Consider the following 22,926-nt stretch of genomic DNA (forward strand, 5'->3'; position numbering starts at 1 on the left):
CGTCATGCGTTCACTTCTTAGCGCGACATGCCTCGCGCTCGCAGCGGTGCTCACGCTTTCCACCAATGCGACGGTGTGGGCCAACCGCACCTTCTTCGATACCGATCGATTCGTCGGGACGGTCGGTGACGTCCTCGAAGGGGGAGGAAGTGCAGCAGCAACTCGGCTTCCGCGTCTCGACCGAACTCGTGGCCGAAGGAGACGTTGAGGCGCGGATCAGCCAGGCTCTGCCCGAAGGCATGAAGCCGCTGGCGCCCGCGATTGCCGTCACCGCCCGCGAGGTCATCCAGCGGGTCGCGCTTCGGGTGCTGCAATCAGACGAGATCCACGCGGTCCTCGATGTCGCGCTCACCGAGATCCATGGCAGTGTCGTGCGCATCCTGGAAGGCGAGGGCAACGTCGCATTCAGCGACGGTGCGGTGGTGCTCGATCTGCGCGCGATCCTGCAGGAAACCGCCGCGGACTTCGACAGGGACAATGGGAGCGGGCTGTTGGATCGCCTCAATCTCCCCGAGGACTCCGGGCAAGTCGTCCTTATCGAAGACGCGGAAACGGCGAGCACGATCCAGAGCGTAATCGCGCGCCACGACACGATCGTTTGGATCGCGCTCGGCGCCACGGTTGCCTGCTATGCGCTCGCGGTCGCCGTCGCTCGAGACAGGCGCGTCGCCATCCGGAATGCCGGGTTCGTGCTGCTGGCGTCAGGCGTGTTGGCCGTGGTCATCCTGGCACCCGTGCGCCCCATCGTCGCATCGTACGCACAGAATCCCAACGCCGCCGAGCATGTGTTCGATCATCTGGTCAACGATTACCGGACGCAGGCGTTCCTCGTGGTGCTCGCCGGGCTCACGGTCGGCGCCGGCGCCATGATCGCCGGCGACACGCGCCTCGCGAGAGCGGCGCGTGGCACCGTCCTACGAAGCGAAGGCGCCGCCGCATCGGACTTCGCGGACGAGATTCCGAAGCATGCGCCGGCATTGCGTCTGGCCGGACTCGTCGTTGGCGCGCTGCTGCTGACTGCGTGGCCTGAGCCGATGACACGCGTGTTCGTCACGATCATGGCGCGCAAGATCGGCTCGGGACCAGGCGCCGAGCCAGCAATGAGTGAACGGTGTGATTGCTCTCTCTGCCGCGCGGTTTCCTCCCGCACCTGCCGCCACCATTGAGCGAACCGCGGCGAAATCGTCCCGACTAGGTCGAGTGCGAGGGCGGTTAGTCCGACCAGCACGAAGTAACCCGCGAACGCGACTATTACAATCACACCGAACCAGTCCGAGGCACCCATGGGGACAATGATACGCCGCAGGAGCGGTCCTGCCGGAGTTAGTGAGCGGTGCCGCCAATCACCACTGCCCACGAGGAACCGAGGACACGGTGCTCCCTAGATGCCGAATTGTGACGGGCGTGCGACCGCGCCAATAGGTTCGATCATCCGGTAGAGCATTATGTACTGGGCTACGGGGCGTCCGCTATGTCGTCATAGTGCGTACCAAATTGAGAACCTAAGCGAAGTCGGCCGCGTGCCAGATAGCTGAATCTAGCGAGATTAAACGGTGAGCGTGATCGACTTGGGTCAGATCGCCCAGCGCGATGGGCACGGCGTGAGTTCTTGTCCTTAGTGCCCAGACGTTGGGGGCCCTTACGGTGAGGGCCCCCAACAATATCCTGTGCTATCAACTCATGATGCTGCCTCCTCCGGCCAGGGAGGAGGGTTCGCATCAAATGTCGAAGTAGCCGCGCGCAACTGCGAGCCTCAGATCGCTTATCCTCTCAGGGTCATTGCACGCGGGTGTGCGCAGGCCTGCCCGCCTGAAAGCGAGAGTACCTGTGCCTCGATGAGCAGGCAGCGACGCCGTATCGCGAACCGCATCCTCTCCTCTCTCCCGCTGGCGAACTACAAGCGCATCCTCCCGGGCCTGAAGGAAGTTCCACTCAAGTTTCGCATCTCCCTCCACGAGCCCGGTGACAAGATGCCGTACGTTTACTTCCCCAACACCGGCGTGATCTCAACGCTCACTGTGCTGGGAAATGGCAGAGCGGTCGAGATCGCCACGATCGGCAACGAGGGGATGACCGATGTCTCGGTGTTTTTCGGGCTTGAGGAATCCGACTCACGGCTGCTCGTTCAGGTCCCTGGCACCGCCATGCGCATGGAAAGCGAGCGGTTTCGCGAGCACGTTGAGCAGATGCCGATCCTGCGAACGCTCCTGGGCTACTACACCGTGTCGATGCTTGCCCTCGTCGCACAGTCCGCCGCTTGCAATCGCGTGCATCCGATGGTCGAACGCTGCGCGCGCTGGCTGTTGATGACGCACGACCGCGTGGACGCCGCCGCGTTCCCGATGACGCACGAGTTCCTCTCCACGATGCTCGGCGTCCCGCGGCCGAGCGTGTCCACCGCCGCCGCAGCTCTCCAGGCCGCAGGCTTCATCACCTACCATCGCGGGAAGGTCACGGTACTCGACCGGCGCGGCCTCGAGAGTGCCAGCTGCGAGTGCTACCGCCTCATCCGGGAGCGCTTTGACCGGCTGCCCGGCCGTAGCAAGGGCAGCACACCCGGCAGGCGGCTGCTGTCCTCGGGTGAACAAGCGTCTGTCTGATGCTATTGCCGACGCTATTGCGTCGTCATAGCGTGCGGTGTTACTCCGTCGAACGCCTGATCCCTGGTAGAAACGGAAGGTGGCCCCGGCAGCTCTGACTCCACGTACCGATAGAAATCAAGCCGACTTTGACTGCGGCGCGGCCCGAAGTAGGGCGCCAACATCCTCAGGCGGGAGGGGCTCACTAAAGTAGAAGCCTTGAACAAAGTCACAGGACCGCGCCCGCAGCCAACCGACCTGCTCAACCTGCTCGACGCCCTCGGCCACGATCTCCAAGTCCAGCGATTGCCCAAGCTCGATGATCGACTGGACAATCTCTTGCTCCTTCCCCTGCTCGGTGAGTCCATCCACGAACGACTTATCGATCTTCAACACATCGATGGGGAAGCGGCGCAGGTAGCTCAACGACGAGTAGCCGGTGCCAAAGTCGTCGATGGCCAGCCGAACGCCCAGCACCTTGAGCTCCATGAGATGCGCCATCGACCGCTCCACGTTCTGCATCATGACGGTCTCCGTGATCTCCAGGATGAGAGACGAGGGAGGCAGACCAGATTCGTTGAGCGCACCGCGCACGATGTCGAGAAGTCCGGGTTGATGTACCTGTGCGGCAGAGACGTTCACGGCGATCGAGAGCGGGGGCTCGGCGGGAAACTGAAGCTGCCATTGTCGACCTTGCTTGCAGGCTTGTTCGATCACCCATTGCCCGATCGGGATGATGATGCCCGTGCTCTCCGCGACCGATATGAACTCTTGCGGTGCGAGCATACCTCTGGTCGGATGGTTCCATCGAAGTAGGGCTTCGACTCCGGCGATGTTGCCGTCGGATAGCCGCACACTCGGCTGGTAGTGGAGGGCAAGCTCATCTCGCTCTAGGGCTCGCTGTAGTTGGCTAGCGAGGGCGAGGTTGATACCGACGGAGGATTCCATCGCAGGCCGATAGAGTGCATGCCCGTTCTTTCCACGCGACTTGACGGCGTACATGGCCACGTCTGCACGCCGCAGGACTTCGTCTGGAGGATCTGCGCTCGTGCCGAGCGCCACGCCGATGCTCGCTCGAACGAACACTTCATGCATTTCAAGCGCGACCGGCGACTGGAGCGCAAGCAAGATGCGCTCGGCGACGTGCCGAGCTTCGTCCGCGTGTGCGACCTCTTCGACGAGGACAGCAAACTCGTCGCCACCTATGCGCGCCGCCGTGTCTCCGGGACGGAGGCACGCCACGATTCGCCTTGCGACTTCTTGGAGCAGGCGATCTCCTGCCGGGTGTCCCAGGGAGTCATTCACGGACTTGAAGTCATCAATGTCTATGAACAACACCGCGAGCTGCTTGCCGTCCCGGACGGCACGCTCTGCGGCGTGTTCCAGCCGGTCCAGGAAGCGCGCGCGGTTCGCGAGCTGGGTTAGACCATCGTGAAACGCTTGATGGCGGAGTTGTTGCTTGAGTTCGCGCTCCGTCTCCAGAGTCCGCTGGAGGCTCTGGCTTGTCCGGCGGTGGTCCTCCACCTCGCGCTCCAAGTCACCGTTCGCCCGCTCTAATTCCCGGGTGCGCGCCTCCAAGTCTTGCGCGAGGTACGCGTTCAGTTCCTCTGAACGGCGAATCAGCGCATCTGCCATCGAATTGACGTCGTCGGCCAGGTCGGCGAGTTCGCGCGGTCCCTCACGTCGAACGCGCGCCGTGAGATCTCCTGACGCGATCGCACGCGTGGCAAGGCTTGTCCGGCGGAGCGCCTTCCCTATCCACTGGTAGCTCGCGGCACCGACGACGGCGAGCAGGACAAGGCAAAGGCCGCCAATCGCGAGTGACCAGCGCGCCGTCGCCTCGACTGCGCGTTCCTGTTCGCGCTGCGCGCTGCGCAACTCGGCTTGCTGGGCCTCGATTTCGCCTTTGAGGTCCTCCAGGAAGGCGGCAGACTCGACCGTCAATGCACTGTCCACTGCGATTGAAATCGCAGCGAGAAGATCGCCAGACGTGATCTCATCGATCACCTGCTCCTCGGCCGCCGCGAAATGTCCATGTGTCGCTGCGTACTCGTCGAGCTGTTGCGAAAATGCGGCATCGTGAACGCGCGCGTCCGCGATCAATTCGGCGAGCGACTCATCCACTCTGCTCCGCGACTCTCGAAACCGCGTGATGTATGCCTCGTCCTGCGTCACGAAATAACTCGTGACCATGACCCATTCGTCATAGGCGCTGCTGATCGCCTCTTGGAACAGCCCGGTATTGGCGATGGCGCGGTCGGCGCGGCCCTGCGCTTCCGAGTGGCGATCCGCCGTCGCTTGCGTGCCGACGACGATAAGGACCGCGGCGAGGAGCAACAGAACCACGAGGACCGTGGTTGTTCCGCTCACCGATATGCGAGGCCAGGCCCGGCGTTTGAACACGCGCATCGCTCCTACTAGAAGGATGTTCGGCCGCTCGGAGGTCCGGCTGGACGGGCCACTCTGACATTCAGCGGGCGTCGAAGCTGCCGATGATTCCCTCAGGAGGACCGCTATGGTCCGATTCAAGTTGCGACGGATTGTGGTCGTACCTGCGTTCGCCGTGGCTATTTTCTCGGCTGCTGCACCGTTCTACGTGGCATCGCAGGACGAGGCCGGCGCGGTGACATTCCCGACGGCGTGCGCCAATCTGATAGCCGCGAGCACGAATCCCGACTCACTAGCCGGAAGCCAGTTCTACTTCAGACAGCGCGATCCTCATGATCCGCTCGTGACCCTATCGCAAACGTGCGCCGCGAGTCATCAGAGATAGGCTGCTCCCACTATCGTCCCATAGCGTTCGCGGCATCACCGAACCCCAGGCGACGGATGCACGTCGGCACGGTGGCGGAGTCGTGCGAATCGTGCGTACCGACCGAAATTGCGACTCGACCTCTGGCTTATGCCTAAAGCGATCTCGGATTGATAGGAGCCTCCACCTAGCCGCCGAGTGGCTGTCGGCTTCAACGCGCACACTCGGGGGCCGATAGTACCTCTGAATCCACATCATCGGAGGTGACCGCTTGAAGCTCGAACAGACTCAATGGACCGAAAGTCGTGGCTGGGAGCCGGCCACACCGCGTGAAATGAAGACGGCGGACTTGGCGCTGGTGTTCAGCAGCACCGCAAGACTCGAGGACGCCGGTTGCCTCGAGGAGATCAAATGTGCCTATCCGCACGCGCTGATATTCGGCTGCTCAACCGCCGGCGAGATCCATGACGTTCATGTCGACGATGATTCTATCGCAGTGACGGCAATCGACTTCGAGCACACCGAGTTGCGCTACGCCGGCATCCGCATGTTCGACGTCACGAACAGTTACGACGCCGGCGAGCGGTTGGCGCAGATCCTGCCGCACGAGGGGCTGGTCCATGTGTTCGTCCTTTCCGACGGCTTGAAGGTCAACGGCAGTGACCTGGTGAAGGGCCTGAGTGCACGTCTCCCGGAGGGCGTGAGCATCACCGGCGGACTATCGGGCGACGGCGATCGCTTTGCGAAGACGCTCGTCATTCTCGAAGGGAAGCCGCAGAGCGATGCCATCGGCGCCATCGGTTTCTACGGCGATGCGCTCCGGGTCGGATACGCATCGTTAGGCGGCTGGGACTCCTTCGGCCCGGAGCGTCTCATCACGCGCTCGGAAGGGAACGTTCTGTACGAACTTGACGGCAAGTCGGCGCTTGAGCTGTACAAGCAGTACCTCGGAAAGCATGCGGCCGGGCTTCCCGCCACGGGCCTACTCTTCCCGTTGAGTCTCCGCACGCGCGACGGAGAGACGCCGGTGGTGCGGACGATCCTCGGGGTGGACGAAGAAGCGCAGAGCATGACGTTCGCGGGCGATGTCCCGATGGGGGCGTACGCGCGCCTCATGAAGGCGAACTTCGACCGCCTGATCGACGGCGCCGTTGGGGCGGCGCGGACGAGCCACGAAGCAGTCGACGGATCTTCACCCGACCTCGCCATCCTGATCAGTTGCGTAGGGCGCAAGATGGTGCTCAAGCAACGGGTCGAGGAGGAAGTGGAAGGCGTGCGAGACGTACTCGGCGAACACACCGCGCTCGCCGGGTTTTACTCGTACGGCGAGATCTCTCCGTTCACTCCTCACGCGAAGTGTGAGCTGCACAATCAGACGATGACCATCACGACGCTGTCGGAACGCGCGGCCTAGGCATCATATGCACAGCCTGCTTGCCCGCCAGCTCCGGCGCCACTGCATCGATGCCAATACGCTCTCCTCTGACGTCCAGGCGCTGCTCGCCGCCGTCTCGGACGCGTATGATTCATCCGATACCGACCGGCGCATGACCGAGAGATCGCTGGATCTCAGCTCACTGGAACTGCTGTCGGCGAACAGCGAGCTTAGGCAAAAGGGAGAGCTATTGCGCGCTACCTTGGAATCGACGGCGGATGGCATCCTTGCCGTCGACGCCACCGGTAGCGTCATGTACTACAACGTGCGCTTCCTGGAACTCTGGCGTGTTCCGCGACAACTCGCGGAGCGGGGCGACGACGACGAACTCCTGGGATTCGTGCTCGAACAACTCGTTGACCCGGAGGCGTTTCTGCGCAAGGTGCGTGAATTGTACGCCTCCCCTGACGAGAGCTTTGACGCCCTGGCATTCCGTGATGGACATATATTCGAGCGCTACTCGCGAACGTTGCCCAGCGGTACGGGCCTTGCTGGGCGAGTTTGGAGCTTTCGAGATGTGACGGAACGTGAGGAAGCGGTACGCAAGATCCTTGAACAGGCTCGACGCGACTCGCTCACGGGAGCCCTTAATCACGGCGGGATCACCCAATGCCTCGCCGAGCAACTCGATCGTTCGGACCTGAGCCGCGTGGCGCTTGCGATGGTCGACATCGACGGTATGAAGGCCGTGAACGACACCTATGGCCATCTGGCGGGCGACACAGTGCTGAGTGCTGTCGCGAGCGCGCTCGTCGCGGAGGGCGCCGTCGTCGGGCGATACGGCGGCGACGAGTTCCTGGTGGTCCTCGCCGGCGCTGACCGTGCGCATGCAGAAGAGTACGTAGCTCGGCTGCACCAGACGCTTCTTGAGAGTCGTGTGATCGATGAGATGACCAGCGCGGTGATCCGAGTTCGGGTGAGCGTCGGCCTCGGCGTGTATCCAGATGAAGCTAGTTCCATGGCCGAGCTGATTCAGTTCGCCGACGCCGCGATGTACGCAGCGAAGAGCAAGCGCGCGCTTGAGGAGGGTCACGCAAATCGGCGGCTCGGCGATCGCGTGTCGCACATCGTCGCGGATCTCGTACCGCTCCTCACGTCTTCAGGAAAGCTCGAAGAGAAGCTGAAGTTGATCGCCGGTCGACTCTCGATGGGCACAGGCTATGACGCGGTCGACTGTCAGATCTTTCGCGACACCGGTCTCAACGCGGACAGTTCCTTGCACGATGGGCGCGTCGATGAGTTGACCGAACTCTGGGCAGCGGAGCAAGCTCGCGACGATGGGCGTGACCGACCGATCAACGTGATCCTTGCCCAGACGCGTCGACCAATCATTCTGGAGAATATCGCAGCCGACGCACGCCTGAACGACGGTGAGCGTGCGGTGTTAGCCGCGGCCGGCTTGGAGTCGGCGATCGTTGCGCCCATGTTCTGGGAGGCCGAATTCATTGGTACGTTAGCTGTGGCTCGTCGCAGTCGCGCAGCATTCGATCCTCGTGACGCGCAGTTCCTGGCAGCCATCGCCAATGAAGTAGCTGCCATCGTTCGGATGGCCGCCTTGATGGAGGGCATGCAGGAGGCGACTACGCGCGTATCCACGGCTCAGGCGGAGACCGTACTGATGCTGGCCGCCGCAGCGGAAGCCCACGATCAGACCACGGGCCTGCACCTAGCCAGCATCCGCGTTCTTTCGGAATTGATCGCTCGCGAACTGGAGTATGCTCCCGAGCAGATACAAGAGCTCGGCCTCGCTGCCACCCTCCATGACATTGGGAAAATCAGCGTACCGGACAGCATCCTTTCGAGCCCCATGCGATTCGACACGGACGATGCGGAATTCGACCGTATCTGGGACACGCTTAAGCAGCACACGGTGTGGGGCGCGGAGTTCCTCTCGGGTCGCATCGGTTTCGATCTCGCAGCAAAGGTCGCGAGATGGCATCACGAACGGTGGGATGGACGCGGCTACCCGGACGGTTTAACAGGTGCCGAGATACCGCAAGAGGTTGCGATCGTCACCGTTGCCGATGCCCTGGATGCGATGATCCAAGACCGTCCGTATCGCGCAGGCCGGCCCCTTGCCGAAGCCATCGAGGAAATCGTCGCCTGCCGCGGTCTGCAGTTCTCACCAGACGTCGTCGACGCCCTTTGTGGCGTCCATCGTCGCGGTGAACTTCCTCAGCGCGAACCGAACGGCGAAAACCAAATGCAGCACCTCGCCGCATGACGAGCCAGACCTCCGCAGGACACGAGGCTATGTGTGGCTTCCCTTTGAGGGCGGGATACAGAGAACGTTTCGCTAGACCACTTCGATCCACCCGACGCCGCCACGCACTGAACGGTTTTTAGTCGACGCTGCTCCTAACAGGCATCCAACGCGGCGATGTTGGCGCGGATTGATCTCGGTCAACATCTGCCCTGGCGTTGCCACCCGGCCGGGCAGTGCGGCGTGTTCGTCGCCGTCGGCTCGGTCGTACTCGTGGCCGTCGGCGTCAGCGTCGGCTCGGACGTATGCGTCGCCGTCGCCGATGGCGCCGGCGTGTCCGTCGGGCCGGGCGTATCGGTAGGACCCGGCGTGGCCGTTGAAGTCGGCGTGTCCGTCGGCTCAGCGGTCGGTGTCGGCGTATTCGTCGCGACGTCGCCCGCCGGGTACAGCGCGCTGATGCCGTCGATGTCGTCCTGGTGCAACGTCCGTCGCACACTGCTGTAGTACGCGTACATGATGGCCGCGCTCACCTGGGAGTGGCCCATCCCCGCGACGTGCCCGTTCTCGTGCAGCATCACCGTCTCGACGTCGTAGTCACTGCCGTTCGTGCGCCATGCGACCCGCGTGTTCAGAGCCATGTCCGCTTCGTCGGGATCCTCCGTGGCGAACCACGTCACGCCCAACGTGCAGCGGAAGATGCTACATCGCCCCAGGTCGAGCCAGGCGACGTCGTTGAAGCCGTCGAACGTCTGATCGCCGGGGCACTCCTGCACCAGCGACGGGCAGCGTGACGTCGTGCCACGGTATTCGAACGCGAAGCTCGACGTAGCAACATTGCTCCAGGTGGCGTGTGTGTTTAGAAGGGCGGTCAGGCCGCCGCCGCTCGTCGGGTCGGGCGCCGTCGAGGCGCTTCCCGGGTTGTAGTACTGCCGCACGTAGTCGTTCGTCGTCTGGTCGTCCGAAAACTGGTTCCACACGAGCCCCGTCGGCACGTACTCGCTCTTCTGTAGCGGGCGAGCGCCGCGCTCCTCAAGGGCAGCATGCACCTGCGCGACAGGGTCAGCGCCACGGGTGACCGAGACGAACACCTCGACCATCACGCGCTTCCCGTCGACTTCGGCGACGCCCAGTCCGGCGACGTTGATGGGGCCTCCGGCGGATGCGTCGCTCCCGTTTGTAGACGCGCCGAGCGTCGCGAACGCGATGAGCACGATGAGCGACAGCCCCAGTAGTTTCGCCACGGCCAACCTCCCCCGGAAAGATGATCTATGAAGCGGCTCCTACGCTAGTCGGGACCGCCCGAGCTGTCAATCGGCGAGAGCCTCGGGACTTGACAAGGCGGCTATTGGGACGAGTCGAGCCCGAACGCGGTGGCGGAATCCGAACGGCGTGATCGAGACGTACACCAGCGCGGAATTGATCGCCGCCAACTCATCGTAGCCGAGGCCGCGCGCCGCCATCTCGCCGGCGTTGCAGATTCGATCAGGAAGTCGGCGCCCGCCACGAGCGGGTACTCGCGCAGCCACTACGGAGGAATAGTGTCCGCGTCAGCGCTTGCGGGTTAGTACGATCACCGGGATCGTCCGGTTGGTCTTCTTGGCGTATTCGAGGAACTGCGGCATCTTCGCCGCATGCCCCGCGTAGAGACGATCGCGCTCCGCGCCCCTGGCGATCGAGGCCTCCACGGAGATCACGTCGGTGCCCACTTCGATCACCGCCGAAGGGTTTGCCACGAGATTGTGGTACCAGTCGGGGCTGGCTGGCGCCCCGCCCTTCGACGCCACGATGACGAACCGATCGCCATCCCTGGTGTACACGAGCGGATTCCAGCGCGTCTGGCCTGTTCGGGCTCCGGTGGAGGTTAAGATGAGGATGTCTGCGCCCGCGAACGGCCCTCCAACCTTCCCCTGGTTGGCGTGAAACTCGGCCATGATCTGCTTGTTGAAGTCTTCGCTGGCAGGATTCGGCATTGATGAGCTCCTTGCTCTGTGTGCGCGAACTCCATTTAGCCTGACAGGAGCAGCGAGCGTACCGCCAGCGCGGAGCGGTGCCGGTCATAGTTGGCGGTCGCGGTTGAAGGGATTCCGAGGTCTGACCTTTCATCATCAGGACAGGAAGGTGATTGCCTGCCAGCAAGAGCAAGCCGACGCCGAGGTGCAGTGGACGAGGAGCAGTGACTTCGGGTATTACGGAGATCCGTCGAAAGCACGAAAAGGAGGCACAATCTATGGCAGTCATGATGACAGGAAAGGTCCCAGGCATGACGCCCGAGATCTACGACGGTATCGCCGCGAATGCGATGCCACGGCTGAAGCAGGCGAAGGGGTTCATCTCGCACGCGGCGGGTATGGGCGATGACGGTGTGTGGACGGTGGTGGAAGTATGGGAGTCCGAGGAGGACGGCCAGCGCTCGTTCGAGGAGAACGTGAAGCCGAATCTTCCGGAAGGCGTGGTGCCGGACCGGCGATACCGGAAGCTGCACAACTTCGCGACCAAGTGAGCCCCCTCTGGCGTGGCCGAGTGAGAGGTGGCCTTGACGCTCAGCTTGTCGACGTGCACTTAACAGGATTAGCCGCCTGGCGCAGCAAACGGCGATTCGACTGGCGTCAGCGCCGTTCGAGTTCCAAGATCGCGCGCGCTGCGAACGAATCCGGGTGTCATTCCCAACGGGCAACTGACCGTTGGATTAGATCATGCTCGCGAGACATGCGCAAGAGCGACAGCGCATCGACTACATGACGGTGGCCAACAGCCGCTCGCAGTCGGCGGCGACCTTGCGCATCCCCCGCTCGCGCGCCGTCGCCAGCGCCTCCGCGTTTAGCGCCAGCGCGCGCTGGAGATCGCCGGCGGCGCCGCGCGCGAGCAACATGCGCGCGTAGTCATGCTGCGTCCGCGCGATCCACGGTGGCGACTCGAGGCGCCGGGTGGTGTCCAGCGCCATCTCCATATGCCGTTCTGCGTGGTCCCAGTCACCCATCACTACCTCGAGCATCGCCAGGTAGCGAGCGCCAGCGCCCAGCACGACAGACGCGTCATTCAGGGTGATCGTGCGTTGTTCATAGCGGGCGAGCCTCTGCAGTAGCACCGGCGCCGACGTTGTGTGCGCCAGCTGCGAACAAAGTTCCGCACAGAGCGCGAGCTGGAAGGCCTCGGCGGGGCTGCCAAACGGGATCACATCGCTATCCGCTGCCAGGCGGTCTAGCAGCTTCGGCGCAGCTGGCCGTGCGCCCAACTCAACGGCCGCCAAACCGCGGAGTAGTTCATCCCAGATAGGAGGAAGCGGCGTGACGTTCGCGACCTCTCTGAGACTTCCTCTGTCCCAGTGCACCGCGAAGCGCTCCAGAAGCCAGATAGATTTGGCGAAGGGGTTGCCTATCGAGCTGCGAAATTCAAATGCGGCCCGAGCCAGGTTATCGGCGCCGGCGTACTGCCCGCGGAGCTGCGCGCGCATGGCCTGCAGGGCAGGGTGTGCCCTTGCTGCGCTCCCTGGCGTAGCTCTTCCGAGAGCCTGGCGTGGGCCGCGATGTGCACGTCCGCCGCCTTCATCTCGCCAAGATGAATGAGGTCGCCCTGCAGGTTGCAGTGTCCGGAGACGAGCGCCATTTCTCGGTCACCAACTTCTTCCGCCACGGCAAGTATTCGGCTGGCGACTTCGATTCGATCCTGGACTCGGTCGGGCACCACAAGGAACAGGTGGCGATGAAGGCTCGCGAGCGCGTGCATGAGGGAAGCCTTATCACCCAGGCGTTCGGCCATGGCGACGGCGCCCCGCGCCAGCTCGGCGCCTCGCGCGTCTTGCGCGAACGCCGGTGACAGCCGTGCCATGCAGCGAGCACGAACGATGCTGTCGCCCGGTTCAAGACGATCCAGCGCCGCCTTGAGTAGGGCAACGTTGACCGACCCCGTGCCGTGGGCAAACAACTGCGCGCCGAGCGCTGCGTGCACCAGCATGTCGTTGCGCGAGAAACTCAGTGCCAGCTGGCCCGCCCGATCAAACGCCAGATCGCTTCGGCCGAGGTTCCCCGTTCGCGCCTGGGCATCGCCGAGCTGGAGAAGGAGCCGACACCGGAATGCCTCCCCAGGATCGTCCGTCAATTCCGTCAGGGAAAGTGCTCGCTCCAGATGCCGCACGGCGTCTTCGTACGCGATCGCGGCCAGTGCCGCGTCGCTGGCCCGCATGCAGTAGTCGATCGCCTTCTCCAGATCGCCGCCGGACGCCGCCTCGAAGAAATGGTGCGCCAGCTCCGGCAAGTGCTCGTCGATGCGCCGGGCGTACAGGCGCTCCAGCGCCTCGGCGATGCGCCGGTGGAGCTGCACGCGACGCGGCGTGCTTAGCTCGTCGTAGAGCGTCGCCCGGATCAGCGCGTTAGTGAAGGCGTAGGTGTTGCGCTCGCGCTCCGCGATGAGCTGCGCGCCGAGCGCCTCATCGAGCGCGTCCAGCAGGCCGTCTTCTGGCTCGTCACAGATAGCGCGCAGCTCGTCCCAGGTGAAGCCGCCGGTCATCGCCGACGCGCGGCCGAGCATGAGGTTGCAGGCATCGCTCAGCCGCGAAAGACGCCGGCCGATCACTTCCTTGATCCCCTCGGGGATGCCCATCTCCTCCATCGACGCGACCGTACCCACCCAGACACCGTCGCGCTGCACGAGCTTGCCGGTCTCGACGAGGTTGTTGAGCACCTCGCGGATGAAGAACGGGTTGCCCTCGCACTCATCGTGCAGCACTACGCCAGCGCGTGACGGCCGGCAGCCGTGGACTCGCTCGACTCGATGGCGGTGAGCAGCTCCTGCACCGACTCCTGCGTAAAGCCGCGGACGGCGATGCGCTCGTGGTGCTCCATGCGCCGCAGTGCCGCGAGCGTCTGCGCGAGCGGGTGCACGCGGTCGACCTCGACGTCGCGGTATGTCCCGACGATGACGATGCGCTGGTTGGCGCAGCCGCGTGGCACCTGCTCCAGCAGCGCCAGCGACGGCCGGTCGCACCAGTGCAGGTCGTCGAGGAAGATCACCAGCGGCTTCGTCTCGGCGGCGTTGCGCAGCCAGGCGTTGATGCTGTCGAAGAGCCGCGCCCGCTCCGCCTCCGGCTCGAGCTGCGGTGACTCTTCGAGATCGGGGATACGCCTGGGAATCTCAGGCAGCATCACGACGATGTCCGGCGCGCCCGGGCCCAGAGTGTCGCGGAGGTACTCCATAGTCACCTGCGGAATCGACGGACGCATCGCGGTCTAGAGTGGCGTCGCCCTGGCCGTCTGTACCTCCGATGGCGGGTGAGTTGACGTCGCTTGCCTGAATCACCTGGTGTTGACGCGAAGCTCGTCGGGGTCGCGGTACCTCATCCAGGCGATCGCTGGCTGCTCGATTCCAGTCATCGCCGCCATCGGACATCAAACGGACAGAACGCTCACCGACTTCGTTGCCGATCGCACCGTTCCCACGCCATCTGCTGCCGCGGAGATTTGTACTCCTTCGCGCCAGGAGCTTCGGGGGTGGGCGCAGCAGCGCGGTTTGCGATGTCGCGGTGGTCGGTGGTCGCCGCCGCGCCTGCGACACGAGAAAAATGCGGATGGACTAGCATCAGGCCCCGCCTCCGTCCGCTAGCCCACCCCGCCTTAAAGCTCCTGTGAGGGGCTTCGACGCCATTATGGACGCACGGCGCGCCGGCTGTCTGTCCGCGACCAGACCAACGCCCATCGCCAGTCGAGTGTGCTAACGAGCCAGTGCCGGTTCCTCTGTTTCAAGGCGAGCGCCGTCAAGGAACTCTTCCCGCGCGAGCGGCAGCCGAAGCGTGAACTCGGTACCGCTGCCCTCTTCGCTGATGAACGAGAGTTCGCCGCCCATGCGATCCACGATTTGCCTGGTGACATACAGGCCAATGCCGAACCCCGTCTTCCGGCCCGTTGCCGGCGCGGCGCTTCGAAAGAAGCGTTCGAAGATGTGCTGCTGGTCTTCGAGAGGAATGCCCGAACCAGAGTCCTTTACGCGGATCTCGGCAATCGAGTCAGACGCTGTGAGGGAGAGCATGACGCGGGGATTTGTGCCTCCGTACTTGGCGGCGTTGTCGAGCAGATTCAGGACGACCTGGCGCAACCGCTGCTCATCCATGATCGCCAGCACCCTGCCGTTGGGGAGGCTTTCTTCGACTGTGGCGGCAGGATAACGGCTCCTCACCGCGGACCCCTCCTGGCGGAGCAGCTTGGTCACGTCGACGAGATCAGGCTCGAGGCTTAGCCGGTCCATGCGTATCTGCGTCAGATCCAGGAACAGCTCGATGATTGACTCCATCCTGCCGGTCTCGGAAGCAAGCGCGGCAATGGCTTCTGCGGTGTCAGCGTCGAACCGCCAGGGCTCCTGCTCCAACTTTCTCGCGAGCCACGACGAGAACCCGAGCATCGCGGTGAGCGGGTTCCTCAGTTCGTGTGACGCGAAGCCGACGAAGTCATCCTTGGCCTGCTCCTCTCGACTGCGGTCCGTGTCGTCGGCGAACACGACAACCGCACCTGTCTTCGCCCCATGCAGCATGATTGGCGCGACGCGCACGTCGACGAAGAGGAGGCGGCCGTCGTCACAGACGACGACATCACGACCGGCATAGGACTCGCTGGCGAGGACGGCGGCGAGGAGCGGAGGATCCTGGTCCACCGGGATCCCCTCACGGTGGCTGAGCCGGAACACGTCTGCCAGCGCGTCGCCTTTATGATCCTGGAAGCGCCAACCCAGCATGCGCTCTGCGGCCGGATTCACATACGTGAGCCGGCCGTCCTGGTCGACGCAACATATGCCATCATCGGTCGCGGTCGTCATGGCGTGCATCCGTGCGCGTTCGATATCGCCTGCGCGAATCCGCAAGACACTCGCGATCGCGACGATCAACAGCGCGACGATCGCGGACGCGATGGCAATTGTGGCGAACACGAGGACAGCGACGCCGCCGATTCGTCCGTTCGTATCGTCGATGGCGAGCAAGAGCGACATGGCAAGCGCAAAGGCGCCGACGGCAACCAGCGCAGGGACAAGCAAGCCCCGACGGAAGAATTGGCGGGTGGCAATCAGGCGATCCAAAGCCGTCATGAGGATGGTCCGTTCTGCCCTGTCAGCCGCGACGATGGCTCAGGGTGTCTGGCTACGAACATGCTTCACCGTTCTCGCTCGTCGCCCAGGGTCAAGGCGAGCTTTCGCATCCCAAGCCGCATGCGGCTTTTCACGGTGCCGACCGGGATGGCCATCTTCGCGGCGATCTGCCGATGAGTGAGCCCGGAGATGAATGCCATCTCGATCACGCTCCGTTGTCTGTTTGGCAGCATGAGCAGTGCGCGTCTGACCTTCCGCACGTCCTCGCTGCGCTCGGTCGCCTGCTCGGGCCCGTCGCTTGTGCGTGTCGCGTCGGTGCAATACGCGCCTTCTGTGCGCAGGCGCCGGGCACGGCGCCGTATGGCATCGATCGATGTGTGGCGCGCGATCGTCATCAGCAGCCCGCGCATGGAGCCACGTGACGGGTCGAACTGTGTGGCGCCTGTCCAAAGCTTGAGGAACGCATCCTGCACGGCATCCTCCGACGCGGGCCCGTCACCGAGGATCCGGTAGGCGAGCCTGTACGCGGCCTCGCGATGGGCGCCGTACGCATAGTGCAGTGTCTTCGGATCCATGCTGCCGGGGAGGGTGGGCCGCCAGTCGTTGACGGCTCCGCTGCCGGTGAGACGGCGTGGCATGGATGCGTCTTCGATGGATACAGCGGTCATACTGAACTTTCCTAACGCCCAGTGCGCCAGCGTGCCCGAATGGTGGACTCGGTAAAGACGTGGAGGATCCAGTTCGGCTAGTTTGCTTCTTGAGAGTCGAAGAGGAGGCGCCGCGCCTTTAAGGGGAAATGCCCACCACTCCGGGGGCGGTTGTCGGACCTCTTGACCGTACGAGCATGTACGCCGCCGGTGGCCCCTACAGACGATACGCCGAGGCTGGTCGGTATGCAAGTAGACAGACCGTATGTCTGATTGAAGACCGTTGCAAAGCCATACTAATTTGCGTTGATCAGAACGCACGTATCGCGTCAGGCCGAGGCGTGCTCGCCTGAGGACAACAGGCGCCGCCCGTTCGAGTCGTCGTCGCTGCCCCCGGCCAAACGATCAAAGCGCTCCCGAACGAGGCGATAGCATTCGCAGCTTGCTGCCTCGAGGCCGGGGCGATCGAGCACGGTGACCTTCCCGCGGTGGTAGGTGATCAGGCCAGCTTCCTGGAGGCCTTCGGCGGCAACGGACACGGTCGGACGGGTGACGCCGAGCATCTCCGACAGGAAGACATGTGTCATCGGGAACTCAGCCGCGTCCACCCGGTCGTGCGTCATAAGCAGCCAGCGTGCGCAGCGTTCGACGACGGGATGCATACGATTGCAGGCCGCGGACTGCGAGACGAGGGCAAACGATGCGACGGCGTAGTATCCGAGGAGCGCTCGTAGGCGCGGGAGCTGCTCCACGTGCTCGCGAAACCGCTCGCTTTCCATCCGCATCGCGCTGCCGGGGACCTGAACGAGCAGCCTCGAGTCGGACTCTTCCAGGCCCAAGAATACGAAGAGATCCGCCATTCCTTCGTTGCCGATGGTAGAGATCTCCACCGCAGCCCCATCGCCCATCACCGTCAGCATCGAAATGACACCCGTACTGGGAAAGAAGACATACGGCATCTTGTCGCCCGGCTCATGGAGGGCGATGCGGAATTTGAGCGGAACCACCTTCAGATCGGGAAGGATGCGCTCGTAGTCCGCTTTCGGGAGAGCAGAGAGGATGCGATTCGCGATCGCGCGTCGATGCGGGCTCGATGGAGGAGTACGAGCGCTTGCGTTCAAAGGCGGCCTCCGGGTTCGGGCGTGCCAATCCAAATCGGAAACAGCAGGCCGCTACGGATATCCATCAGACCTCAATTATGTGGTACGGAGCCGCGCCGCACACAGTGTGCGCGACACCTTCTATCCGTCGATCGGCACAAGAAGGATCACTTTGGCACGTCAAGCCGCCTCCGAGTGATCCAGAGACGCCTCGGCGGCGCATAGGGGTATCCGTGCCTAAGAACACGGACCAGTATCCCCCTCTCGCCCGCCCGTCCGGGCCGGGAAGGGGATCCTCAGAAAATAAGGCAATCGCCTGCGGCGCCGGCGCAGCTAAAGCTACGCAACTACATTCTTGTCGTGCGCGCGTCGCGGGTGGTTGCTGCGCGACGATGGACAGGCGAGGGCGCCTATCCTCCACCTGCGGTGCGGTGCGGTGCGGTGCGGTGCGGTGCGGTGCGGTGCGGTGGGGTGCGGGGCCGGCGGCTCGGGCGCAGCTAAAGCTACGCAGCTACGTCGGGTGCGCGCTCGAGTCTTTGTGTGCGATGCGGACGTCGGGTTAACCCTGATCTTCGCGTGTGGGGGAAGCTGGCCAGCGCCTTTCTGCTGATCTCCTCCCAACCATTGGTCCGTCTGCACGTTTGCTTAGGGCCTTCACTATCGCGAGATAGCGCCCGTGGGGTGCGTGGGACGGCGCCACGGTAGCGCCTCAGACGAACCGCGTCGTTGATCGATCCCGATCCGTGGCCGTGGTCTCGATGACGTCGGTCGAGCCATCATCGATCTCCACGACGAGGTCGACACGGCGGCGTCCTGTGGGACTCTGGTACGTCATCTGTTCCGCACCGAGATCCAGTCGCCTCCGCCCGCCGGCCACCCGCGCAACTCGAAAGCTCGAACGCGCGGCCACGCATGGCCGTTCGCAAATCAAACCTCTCGTGGCGTGCTTCATCGTTCCCAAGACGTTAGGTATCGAGTGACTCGTCCCACTCGGTACCAAGAACCCATGACAGGGCAGACATGCGTCCGTTCAGCAACCCCCACTCGAAGTTGTCCCATCCTAAGTTCTCTAGCCCGTACTTCTTCTCGATGCGCGTAGCGGAATCCGAAGCACGCTTAAAAACCTCTTCTTGAGCCTCATTTAGCTCTTCGTCGCCGCTTCGGATTTTCTGCTTCCATACTTGGTGGCGGTTCCACCAGACCTTCTCCCAGAGCTGGTTGTACGTGGCAAGGATCTGCTCGTCGTTACGGCGCAGAAGTAACGGCCAGACCTCATCGGGGTTGTCCTCATCGGGGATCCACTCGACCTTGTCACCGTCCTCGGTGTAGCCGACTCGGTGGCCGTTCGGTCCGACCTGGTCCGGATCAACTGGATCGGAAGTCTGCGTCTTGGTGCGTTCAACTTGGAGAGCACCGACGTGCAGGCGCGCGAACTCGCGATTCAACTCCTCGATCTGAGTCATCAGTTCCGGATCGAACCGAGCGATCTGAATGCCGGCCTCGCGGAGGCGTAGTTCACCTCTTCCACGGATAGCGTCGTTGGGATCGAGGACGCCGATCACGACCCGGGCGAGCCGCCGCTCGATGATTCGCCCCACACACGCCAGCTTCGGGCTATTCCGTCTGGTGCATGGCTCAAGGGTGGTGAACAACGTTGCATCCGCCAGCGTGGCGGCGCCCAGCTTCTTCTCCAGAAGTGTGAACTCCGCGTGGTCTCCAGGGGCGAGTTCGCCTCTGAACGCCCGGCCCAACAGGACGCCATCGCGGACCACCAGTGCTCCGACCTTGGGTGAGACTCTTCTTGGCTCGCTCTCGCACAGACGAGCGAGTGCTATCGCTCGCTCCATGAACACCCGATCAGCTTGGTGTCCGGACCTGTCGTTGTCATCAGCCTCGACCGTAGCTGCGGTCACCTCTCGTTGTATGAGTGGCTGGGTGTCCGCCCACTCTACCAGCCCTCAACTCTTTGTGAGCGCACGCCCGGTCGGCGCACATCGCAGTAATAGTGTTGGGCTCGGTGGTGCGCGACACCATCACCGAGGTCGCGTACTCTCGCTGGCCAAGAACTCATCGAGAGCTTCGCGATGCCCGATCGACGCAGCCTCGGACGCTCGAAGCAGATCCCTCCAGGTCGCCTTCTCCAACGGATCAAGGTGGCCGGGAGGGGAGAGCGCGTCGCCGAGGATGTAGCGCAGGCGATCGAAGAGTCGCTCGTCCGCAGCCATGTGATCGCGCATGGCGTTGATGTAACGCTGCCAGCCGTCTCGCGGTGTCACGGTGCCCTCGCTCCACCCCGGCGCAAGCATACTGAGTGGTCAGTAGCGAACGCAATCCCGCGTCTGACCTGCCCAACCCCTGGTGTACCAATGCCTCTGCGATCTGATTCGTCGCTTAGCGCGTCGGCACGTGACGGATCTCGCGCTCGACGATCCGCTCGACCATCGCGTCGAGCTCGTCGTCCGGCTCCGGTAGCTCGAACGGCCCCGTGTACTCCTCAACGCGCTCGTGAAGGCCTCGGCTGTATCGGATCGTTGTCGCACGATTCAAGACGCCAACAATTGATTTGTAACCTCGCGGCAATAGAACATGTCCTCATCATGGTGGTTGCTCGTGTCTCAGACCCATCTGCAGAGACGCCAGTAGTCGTGCTCGCCTATGGGGAATCCTGCTTCAAATTCGTTTCGTGGTTCCTCCAACAGTCAGGCATACCAAACACGCGCGTGACCGAGATCGTTGCCGCTCAGCGAGAACTCTCTAGGAGCGGAGCTTGCGTTCTCGTTATCAACTCGCGCGAGAGCAGCGCCTCGATCGCGTCGATCGTGTCGCTGCTGCGTCGAACCGCATCGGACCTCTGCATCATCTGCCTTCGCGACGGCAGGCATCCCCCGGGCGACACGCCGATCGACGCAAACATCTGCCTGCACGAACCCTACGAGCCGGATTACCTCGCCGATGTTGTGCAGATGGTCCGAGCCCAGCACTAGGACGCGTCCCGCCATGGGTGGCACCCGGTTCAAACGTTGTCGGCCACCTCCTCCGTTCGTGTTGCGCAGGCAGCTACCGCCTGAGTTCTTCAGAATCCCCCGGATCTCCTGATCAGCGATGCGCGCGATGATCGCCTTCAGGTCGTCGTCGGGTTCCCCGACCGGACTGCTCGGCATTTGCCCTTCAACGGGCCTTCTCTGTGTAGCTAGATCTCCATGCGTGCGAAATTGCAGGGCGCAAAGAGCAGTTCTCAAGTACACAATCGGTAGTACGCCAAGCCTGGCTCCGCCGACGCGCCCCTTCGATGAAGTTCAGCTCGCGAGGTCTTCAGCCTTGCAAGGCACCGCTTCGTCGAAGCGTCCGATGACCTGAACACAGCGGCATACGGTGCAGATGCGTCCGATCCGGAGGTTGAGCCACTCGTGCCGGGTATGTTCGGTCTGCTTGTTCTGTGAACTCATGGATGCTCGCCCTTCGACCGGGCGGAGAATCACTCCGTCGACGTCACCGGGCCGTGTTGTACGTTCGTGGGACTCCTCAGGTTACCAGCATTCCGGCAGGGCTGATTCGGAGCGGAGCCGTCGCCTACCGCGTCGGCACGCTCCGCATCTCGCGCTCGACGATCCGCTCGACCATCGCGTTGAGCTCGTCGTCTGGCTCCGCCAACTCGAAGGCGCCGGTGTACGTCTGGACCTGCTCGTGCAAGTCCGTCAGCATCGCCTTCGCCTCGCCGAAGCGCTCACGGGCGGTCCGGGGTGCCACACGTCCTCGCCACCGAACTCCTCCGTGAACTCGTCGATCTTCTGCTCGACGGCCCGCAGCTCGCGCCAGTTCTCGCGGACCGCCGCGCGTAGCTGCACCGCGACCAGGCGGGCGGTCTGCTCGTCGAAGCGCCCTACGTCTTCGGGCAGGACGAGCGGCAGACTCCATGTCCAGGGGCAGGTCGAAGGTGCAGGCGCCGCCGTCGAGCACGGTCTTGATGAACGCCTGGTCCTTCCGCCGGCGCTCCACCTCGCGCCAGCGCTCGTCGGGGCGCACGTCGTACTCGATCCCGAGGTCGGGCGGCACCGCGACCGGCGCACCGATCCAGTCGAAGAACGCGCCGCACTCGATCTGCATGCGCTTGCCCTTGCCCGACGCCATGAGCGTCCCATCCACGACCGCCTCGCGCATCGCGGCGAGCTTGGCGTCACGCACGCGGTACCACGCCTCGTCGCTCGGCTGCTGGTTGCCGTCCTCGCCCGTCTCGTAGTCGGCGTCGTCCCAGGCGTGGTGGTACTCCGTGTACAGCATCGCGCACTCGTCGATCGGGATCAGCTCCTTGCGCTCTTCCTGCTCGCGCTCGCGGTACGCGCTCTCCGTGATCGGCTCGCGGCCGCTCATCGCGAACGCTGCACGGATGCCGTACATCTGCATGGCCGCAATGCGCATCGACTCGAGCCAGTAGAAGCGCAGTTCTTCCTGCTTGGCGCGTCCGTGGATGATGTCGATGACGTGCGCGAGGTCGCTGTTCGCAGCGTTCATCATGCCGATGTAGCGGTTGAATTCCTCCGTCTGCTTGTCAGTCGTGCTGCTCAGGAGCACGAGATCCTGCGGCTTGCTCGCCTTGTAGTCGTGGAGCGTCATGATGGCGCGCTCCTTCACGTTCAGGAGCGGGAACATGCGGTCGAGGCGCTTGTTGGCGTCCGTCATCGCCGCGACTTCGCCGCCTGCTGGCGCGGCTTCAGGATGGCCTCCAGTTCGGCCACGCGCTGCTCCAGTTCGCCCGTCTCCAGCAATTTCGTCGCCGCCTGCATCGCCGAGATGAGGAGCCGGCCACGCGCCACGGAGTTGTCCATGCCGAGGGCGTCGAAGGTGACGATCTCGATGACGCGCCGGATGTTCTGGACGGTCTCCAAGCCTTCGACGTCGTAGGCGCCGGCGAGCGTCGACTCGCGCCGCCTCCGCTGTCCGCCGAGCCTGCGTGCCTGCGCCGCTTCCTCGGCGTGCTCCGGTGAGTGCCAGAAGCAGAACTCGTGCTCATGCATGGGCGCCGAGCGGCAGCGGTCGCCGTCCTGTTTGATCGCCCTGCATGTGCGCGCCACTACCAATCGGTACCTCTGCTTGTCCCGGCGGAAGGTACTGTCCCGCTATCCAGCGATAGTGACGGTTCGCCGTCGG

At 63.6% G+C, this 22,926-nt stretch carries 21 protein-coding genes; 7 read left to right on the forward strand and 14 right to left on the reverse strand.

Annotation, left to right across the window (positions count from 1 at the left end; translation table 11 throughout):
• The first annotated feature begins 125 nt into the window (after window positions 1–125).
• Together WEB52_02155 and WEB52_02160 are read left to right on the forward strand one after the other, a co-directional pair.
• On the forward strand, window positions 126–1,166 hold the full coding sequence (locus WEB52_02155; protein MEX2225235.1) for a hypothetical protein: 1,041 nt from the start codon (window positions 126–128) through the stop codon (window positions 1,164–1,166).
• Window positions 1,167–1,835: 669 nt separating this feature from the next.
• A complete protein-coding gene (locus tag WEB52_02160; protein MEX2225236.1) occupies window positions 1,836–2,600 on the forward strand; it encodes a Crp/Fnr family transcriptional regulator in 765 nt (254 codons plus the stop codon).
• Window positions 2,601–2,717: 117 nt separating this feature from the next.
• Here the strand turns inward: WEB52_02160 and WEB52_02165 are convergent, their stop codons facing one another.
• Entirely contained in the window at window positions 2,718–4,925 is a 2,208-nt protein-coding gene (locus WEB52_02165) for an EAL domain-containing protein (GenBank protein ID MEX2225237.1), read from the reverse strand.
• Between the two features lie 677 nt (window positions 4,926–5,602).
• Between WEB52_02165 and WEB52_02170 the strand changes: the two genes are divergently transcribed.
• Window positions 5,603–6,745: an FIST N-terminal domain-containing protein gene (locus WEB52_02170; GenBank protein MEX2225238.1), complete on the forward strand. Its 1,143-nt coding sequence runs from the start codon at window positions 5,603–5,605 to the stop codon at window positions 6,743–6,745.
• 7 nt (window positions 6,746–6,752) lie between these two features.
• Window positions 6,753–8,990, forward strand: a complete 2,238-nt coding sequence (locus WEB52_02175) for a diguanylate cyclase (protein ID MEX2225239.1) — start codon at window positions 6,753–6,755, stop codon at window positions 8,988–8,990.
• 179 nt (window positions 8,991–9,169) lie between these two features.
• On the opposite strand, the gene WEB52_02180 is transcribed toward WEB52_02175, so the two are convergent.
• Together WEB52_02180 and WEB52_02185 are read right to left on the reverse strand one after the other, a co-directional pair.
• On the reverse strand, window positions 9,170–10,210 hold the full coding sequence (locus WEB52_02180) for a matrixin family metalloprotease (GenBank protein ID MEX2225240.1): 1,041 nt from the start codon (window positions 10,208–10,210) through the stop codon (window positions 9,170–9,172).
• Window positions 10,211–10,516: 306 nt separating this feature from the next.
• Window positions 10,517–10,939: a nitroreductase family deazaflavin-dependent oxidoreductase gene (locus tag WEB52_02185; GenBank protein MEX2225241.1), complete on the reverse strand. Its 423-nt coding sequence runs from the start codon at window positions 10,937–10,939 to the stop codon at window positions 10,517–10,519.
• Between the two features lie 257 nt (window positions 10,940–11,196).
• Between WEB52_02185 and WEB52_02190 the strand changes: the two genes are divergently transcribed.
• Complete coding sequence (locus tag WEB52_02190; protein ID MEX2225242.1) at window positions 11,197–11,469, forward strand: hypothetical protein; 273 nt, start codon at window positions 11,197–11,199, stop codon at window positions 11,467–11,469.
• Between the two features lie 231 nt (window positions 11,470–11,700).
• On the opposite strand, the gene WEB52_02195 is transcribed toward WEB52_02190, so the two are convergent.
• From WEB52_02195 to WEB52_02205, 3 genes are all read right to left on the reverse strand, one after another.
• Window positions 11,701–12,144 (reverse strand): hypothetical protein, encoded by a 444-nt coding sequence (locus tag WEB52_02195; GenBank protein ID MEX2225243.1) that lies wholly within the window; start codon window positions 12,142–12,144, stop codon window positions 11,701–11,703.
• Between the two features lie 197 nt (window positions 12,145–12,341).
• On the reverse strand, window positions 12,342–13,691 hold the full coding sequence (locus WEB52_02200) for a hypothetical protein (GenBank protein MEX2225244.1): 1,350 nt from the start codon (window positions 13,689–13,691) through the stop codon (window positions 12,342–12,344).
• Complete coding sequence (locus tag WEB52_02205; protein MEX2225245.1) at window positions 13,691–14,158, reverse strand: AAA family ATPase; 468 nt, start codon at window positions 14,156–14,158, stop codon at window positions 13,691–13,693. Before WEB52_02205 ends, WEB52_02200 begins: the two co-directional genes overlap by 1 nt.
• 106 nt (window positions 14,159–14,264) lie before the next feature.
• On the opposite strand from WEB52_02205, the gene WEB52_02210 reads away from it, so the two are divergent.
• The gene (locus WEB52_02210; protein MEX2225246.1) at window positions 14,265–14,564 is read left to right on the forward strand and encodes an exodeoxyribonuclease VII large subunit; all 300 of its coding nucleotides are present in this window, start codon (window positions 14,265–14,267) and stop codon (window positions 14,562–14,564) included.
• A gap of 108 nt (window positions 14,565–14,672) precedes the next feature.
• Here the strand turns inward: WEB52_02210 and WEB52_02215 are convergent, their stop codons facing one another.
• The 6 genes from WEB52_02215 to WEB52_02240 form a co-directional block, all read right to left on the reverse strand.
• On the reverse strand, window positions 14,673–15,983 hold the full coding sequence (locus tag WEB52_02215) for an ATP-binding protein (GenBank protein ID MEX2225247.1): 1,311 nt from the start codon (window positions 15,981–15,983) through the stop codon (window positions 14,673–14,675).
• A gap of 116 nt (window positions 15,984–16,099) precedes the next feature.
• A complete protein-coding gene (locus tag WEB52_02220; GenBank protein ID MEX2225248.1) occupies window positions 16,100–16,702 on the reverse strand; it encodes a sigma-70 family RNA polymerase sigma factor in 603 nt (200 codons plus the stop codon).
• 308 nt (window positions 16,703–17,010) lie between these two features.
• Window positions 17,011–17,835, reverse strand: a complete 825-nt coding sequence (locus WEB52_02225) for a Crp/Fnr family transcriptional regulator (protein MEX2225249.1) — start codon at window positions 17,833–17,835, stop codon at window positions 17,011–17,013.
• A 655-nt stretch (window positions 17,836–18,490) separates the two neighbouring features.
• On the reverse strand, window positions 18,491–18,616 hold the full coding sequence (locus tag WEB52_02230; protein ID MEX2225250.1) for a hypothetical protein: 126 nt from the start codon (window positions 18,614–18,616) through the stop codon (window positions 18,491–18,493).
• Between the two features lie 130 nt (window positions 18,617–18,746).
• Window positions 18,747–19,694: a deaminase gene (locus WEB52_02235; protein ID MEX2225251.1), complete on the reverse strand. Its 948-nt coding sequence runs from the start codon at window positions 19,692–19,694 to the stop codon at window positions 18,747–18,749.
• A gap of 478 nt (window positions 19,695–20,172) precedes the next feature.
• Window positions 20,173–20,328 (reverse strand): hypothetical protein, encoded by a 156-nt coding sequence (locus WEB52_02240; protein MEX2225252.1) that lies wholly within the window; start codon window positions 20,326–20,328, stop codon window positions 20,173–20,175.
• Between the two features lie 173 nt (window positions 20,329–20,501).
• Here WEB52_02240 and WEB52_02245 point away from each other — a divergent pair, with 173 nt between their 5' ends.
• Window positions 20,502–20,765 (forward strand): hypothetical protein, encoded by a 264-nt coding sequence (locus WEB52_02245; protein MEX2225253.1) that lies wholly within the window; start codon window positions 20,502–20,504, stop codon window positions 20,763–20,765.
• Between the two features lie 586 nt (window positions 20,766–21,351).
• Here WEB52_02245 and WEB52_02250 read toward each other — a convergent pair.
• Both WEB52_02250 and WEB52_02255 read right to left on the reverse strand, forming a co-directional pair.
• Window positions 21,352–22,458, reverse strand: coding sequence for a hypothetical protein (locus WEB52_02250; GenBank protein MEX2225254.1), 1,107 nt, complete (start codon window positions 22,456–22,458; stop codon window positions 21,352–21,354).
• Window positions 22,455–22,793, reverse strand: a complete 339-nt coding sequence (locus WEB52_02255) for a hypothetical protein (protein MEX2225255.1) — start codon at window positions 22,791–22,793, stop codon at window positions 22,455–22,457. Before WEB52_02255 ends, WEB52_02250 begins: the two co-directional genes overlap by 4 nt.
• Window positions 22,794–22,926: the final 133 nt, after the last annotated feature.

The sequence above is a fragment of the Dehalococcoidia bacterium genome (genome assembly GCA_040902535.1).
GTDB lineage: Bacteria > Chloroflexota > Dehalococcoidia > DSTF01 > JACRBR01 > JBBDXD01.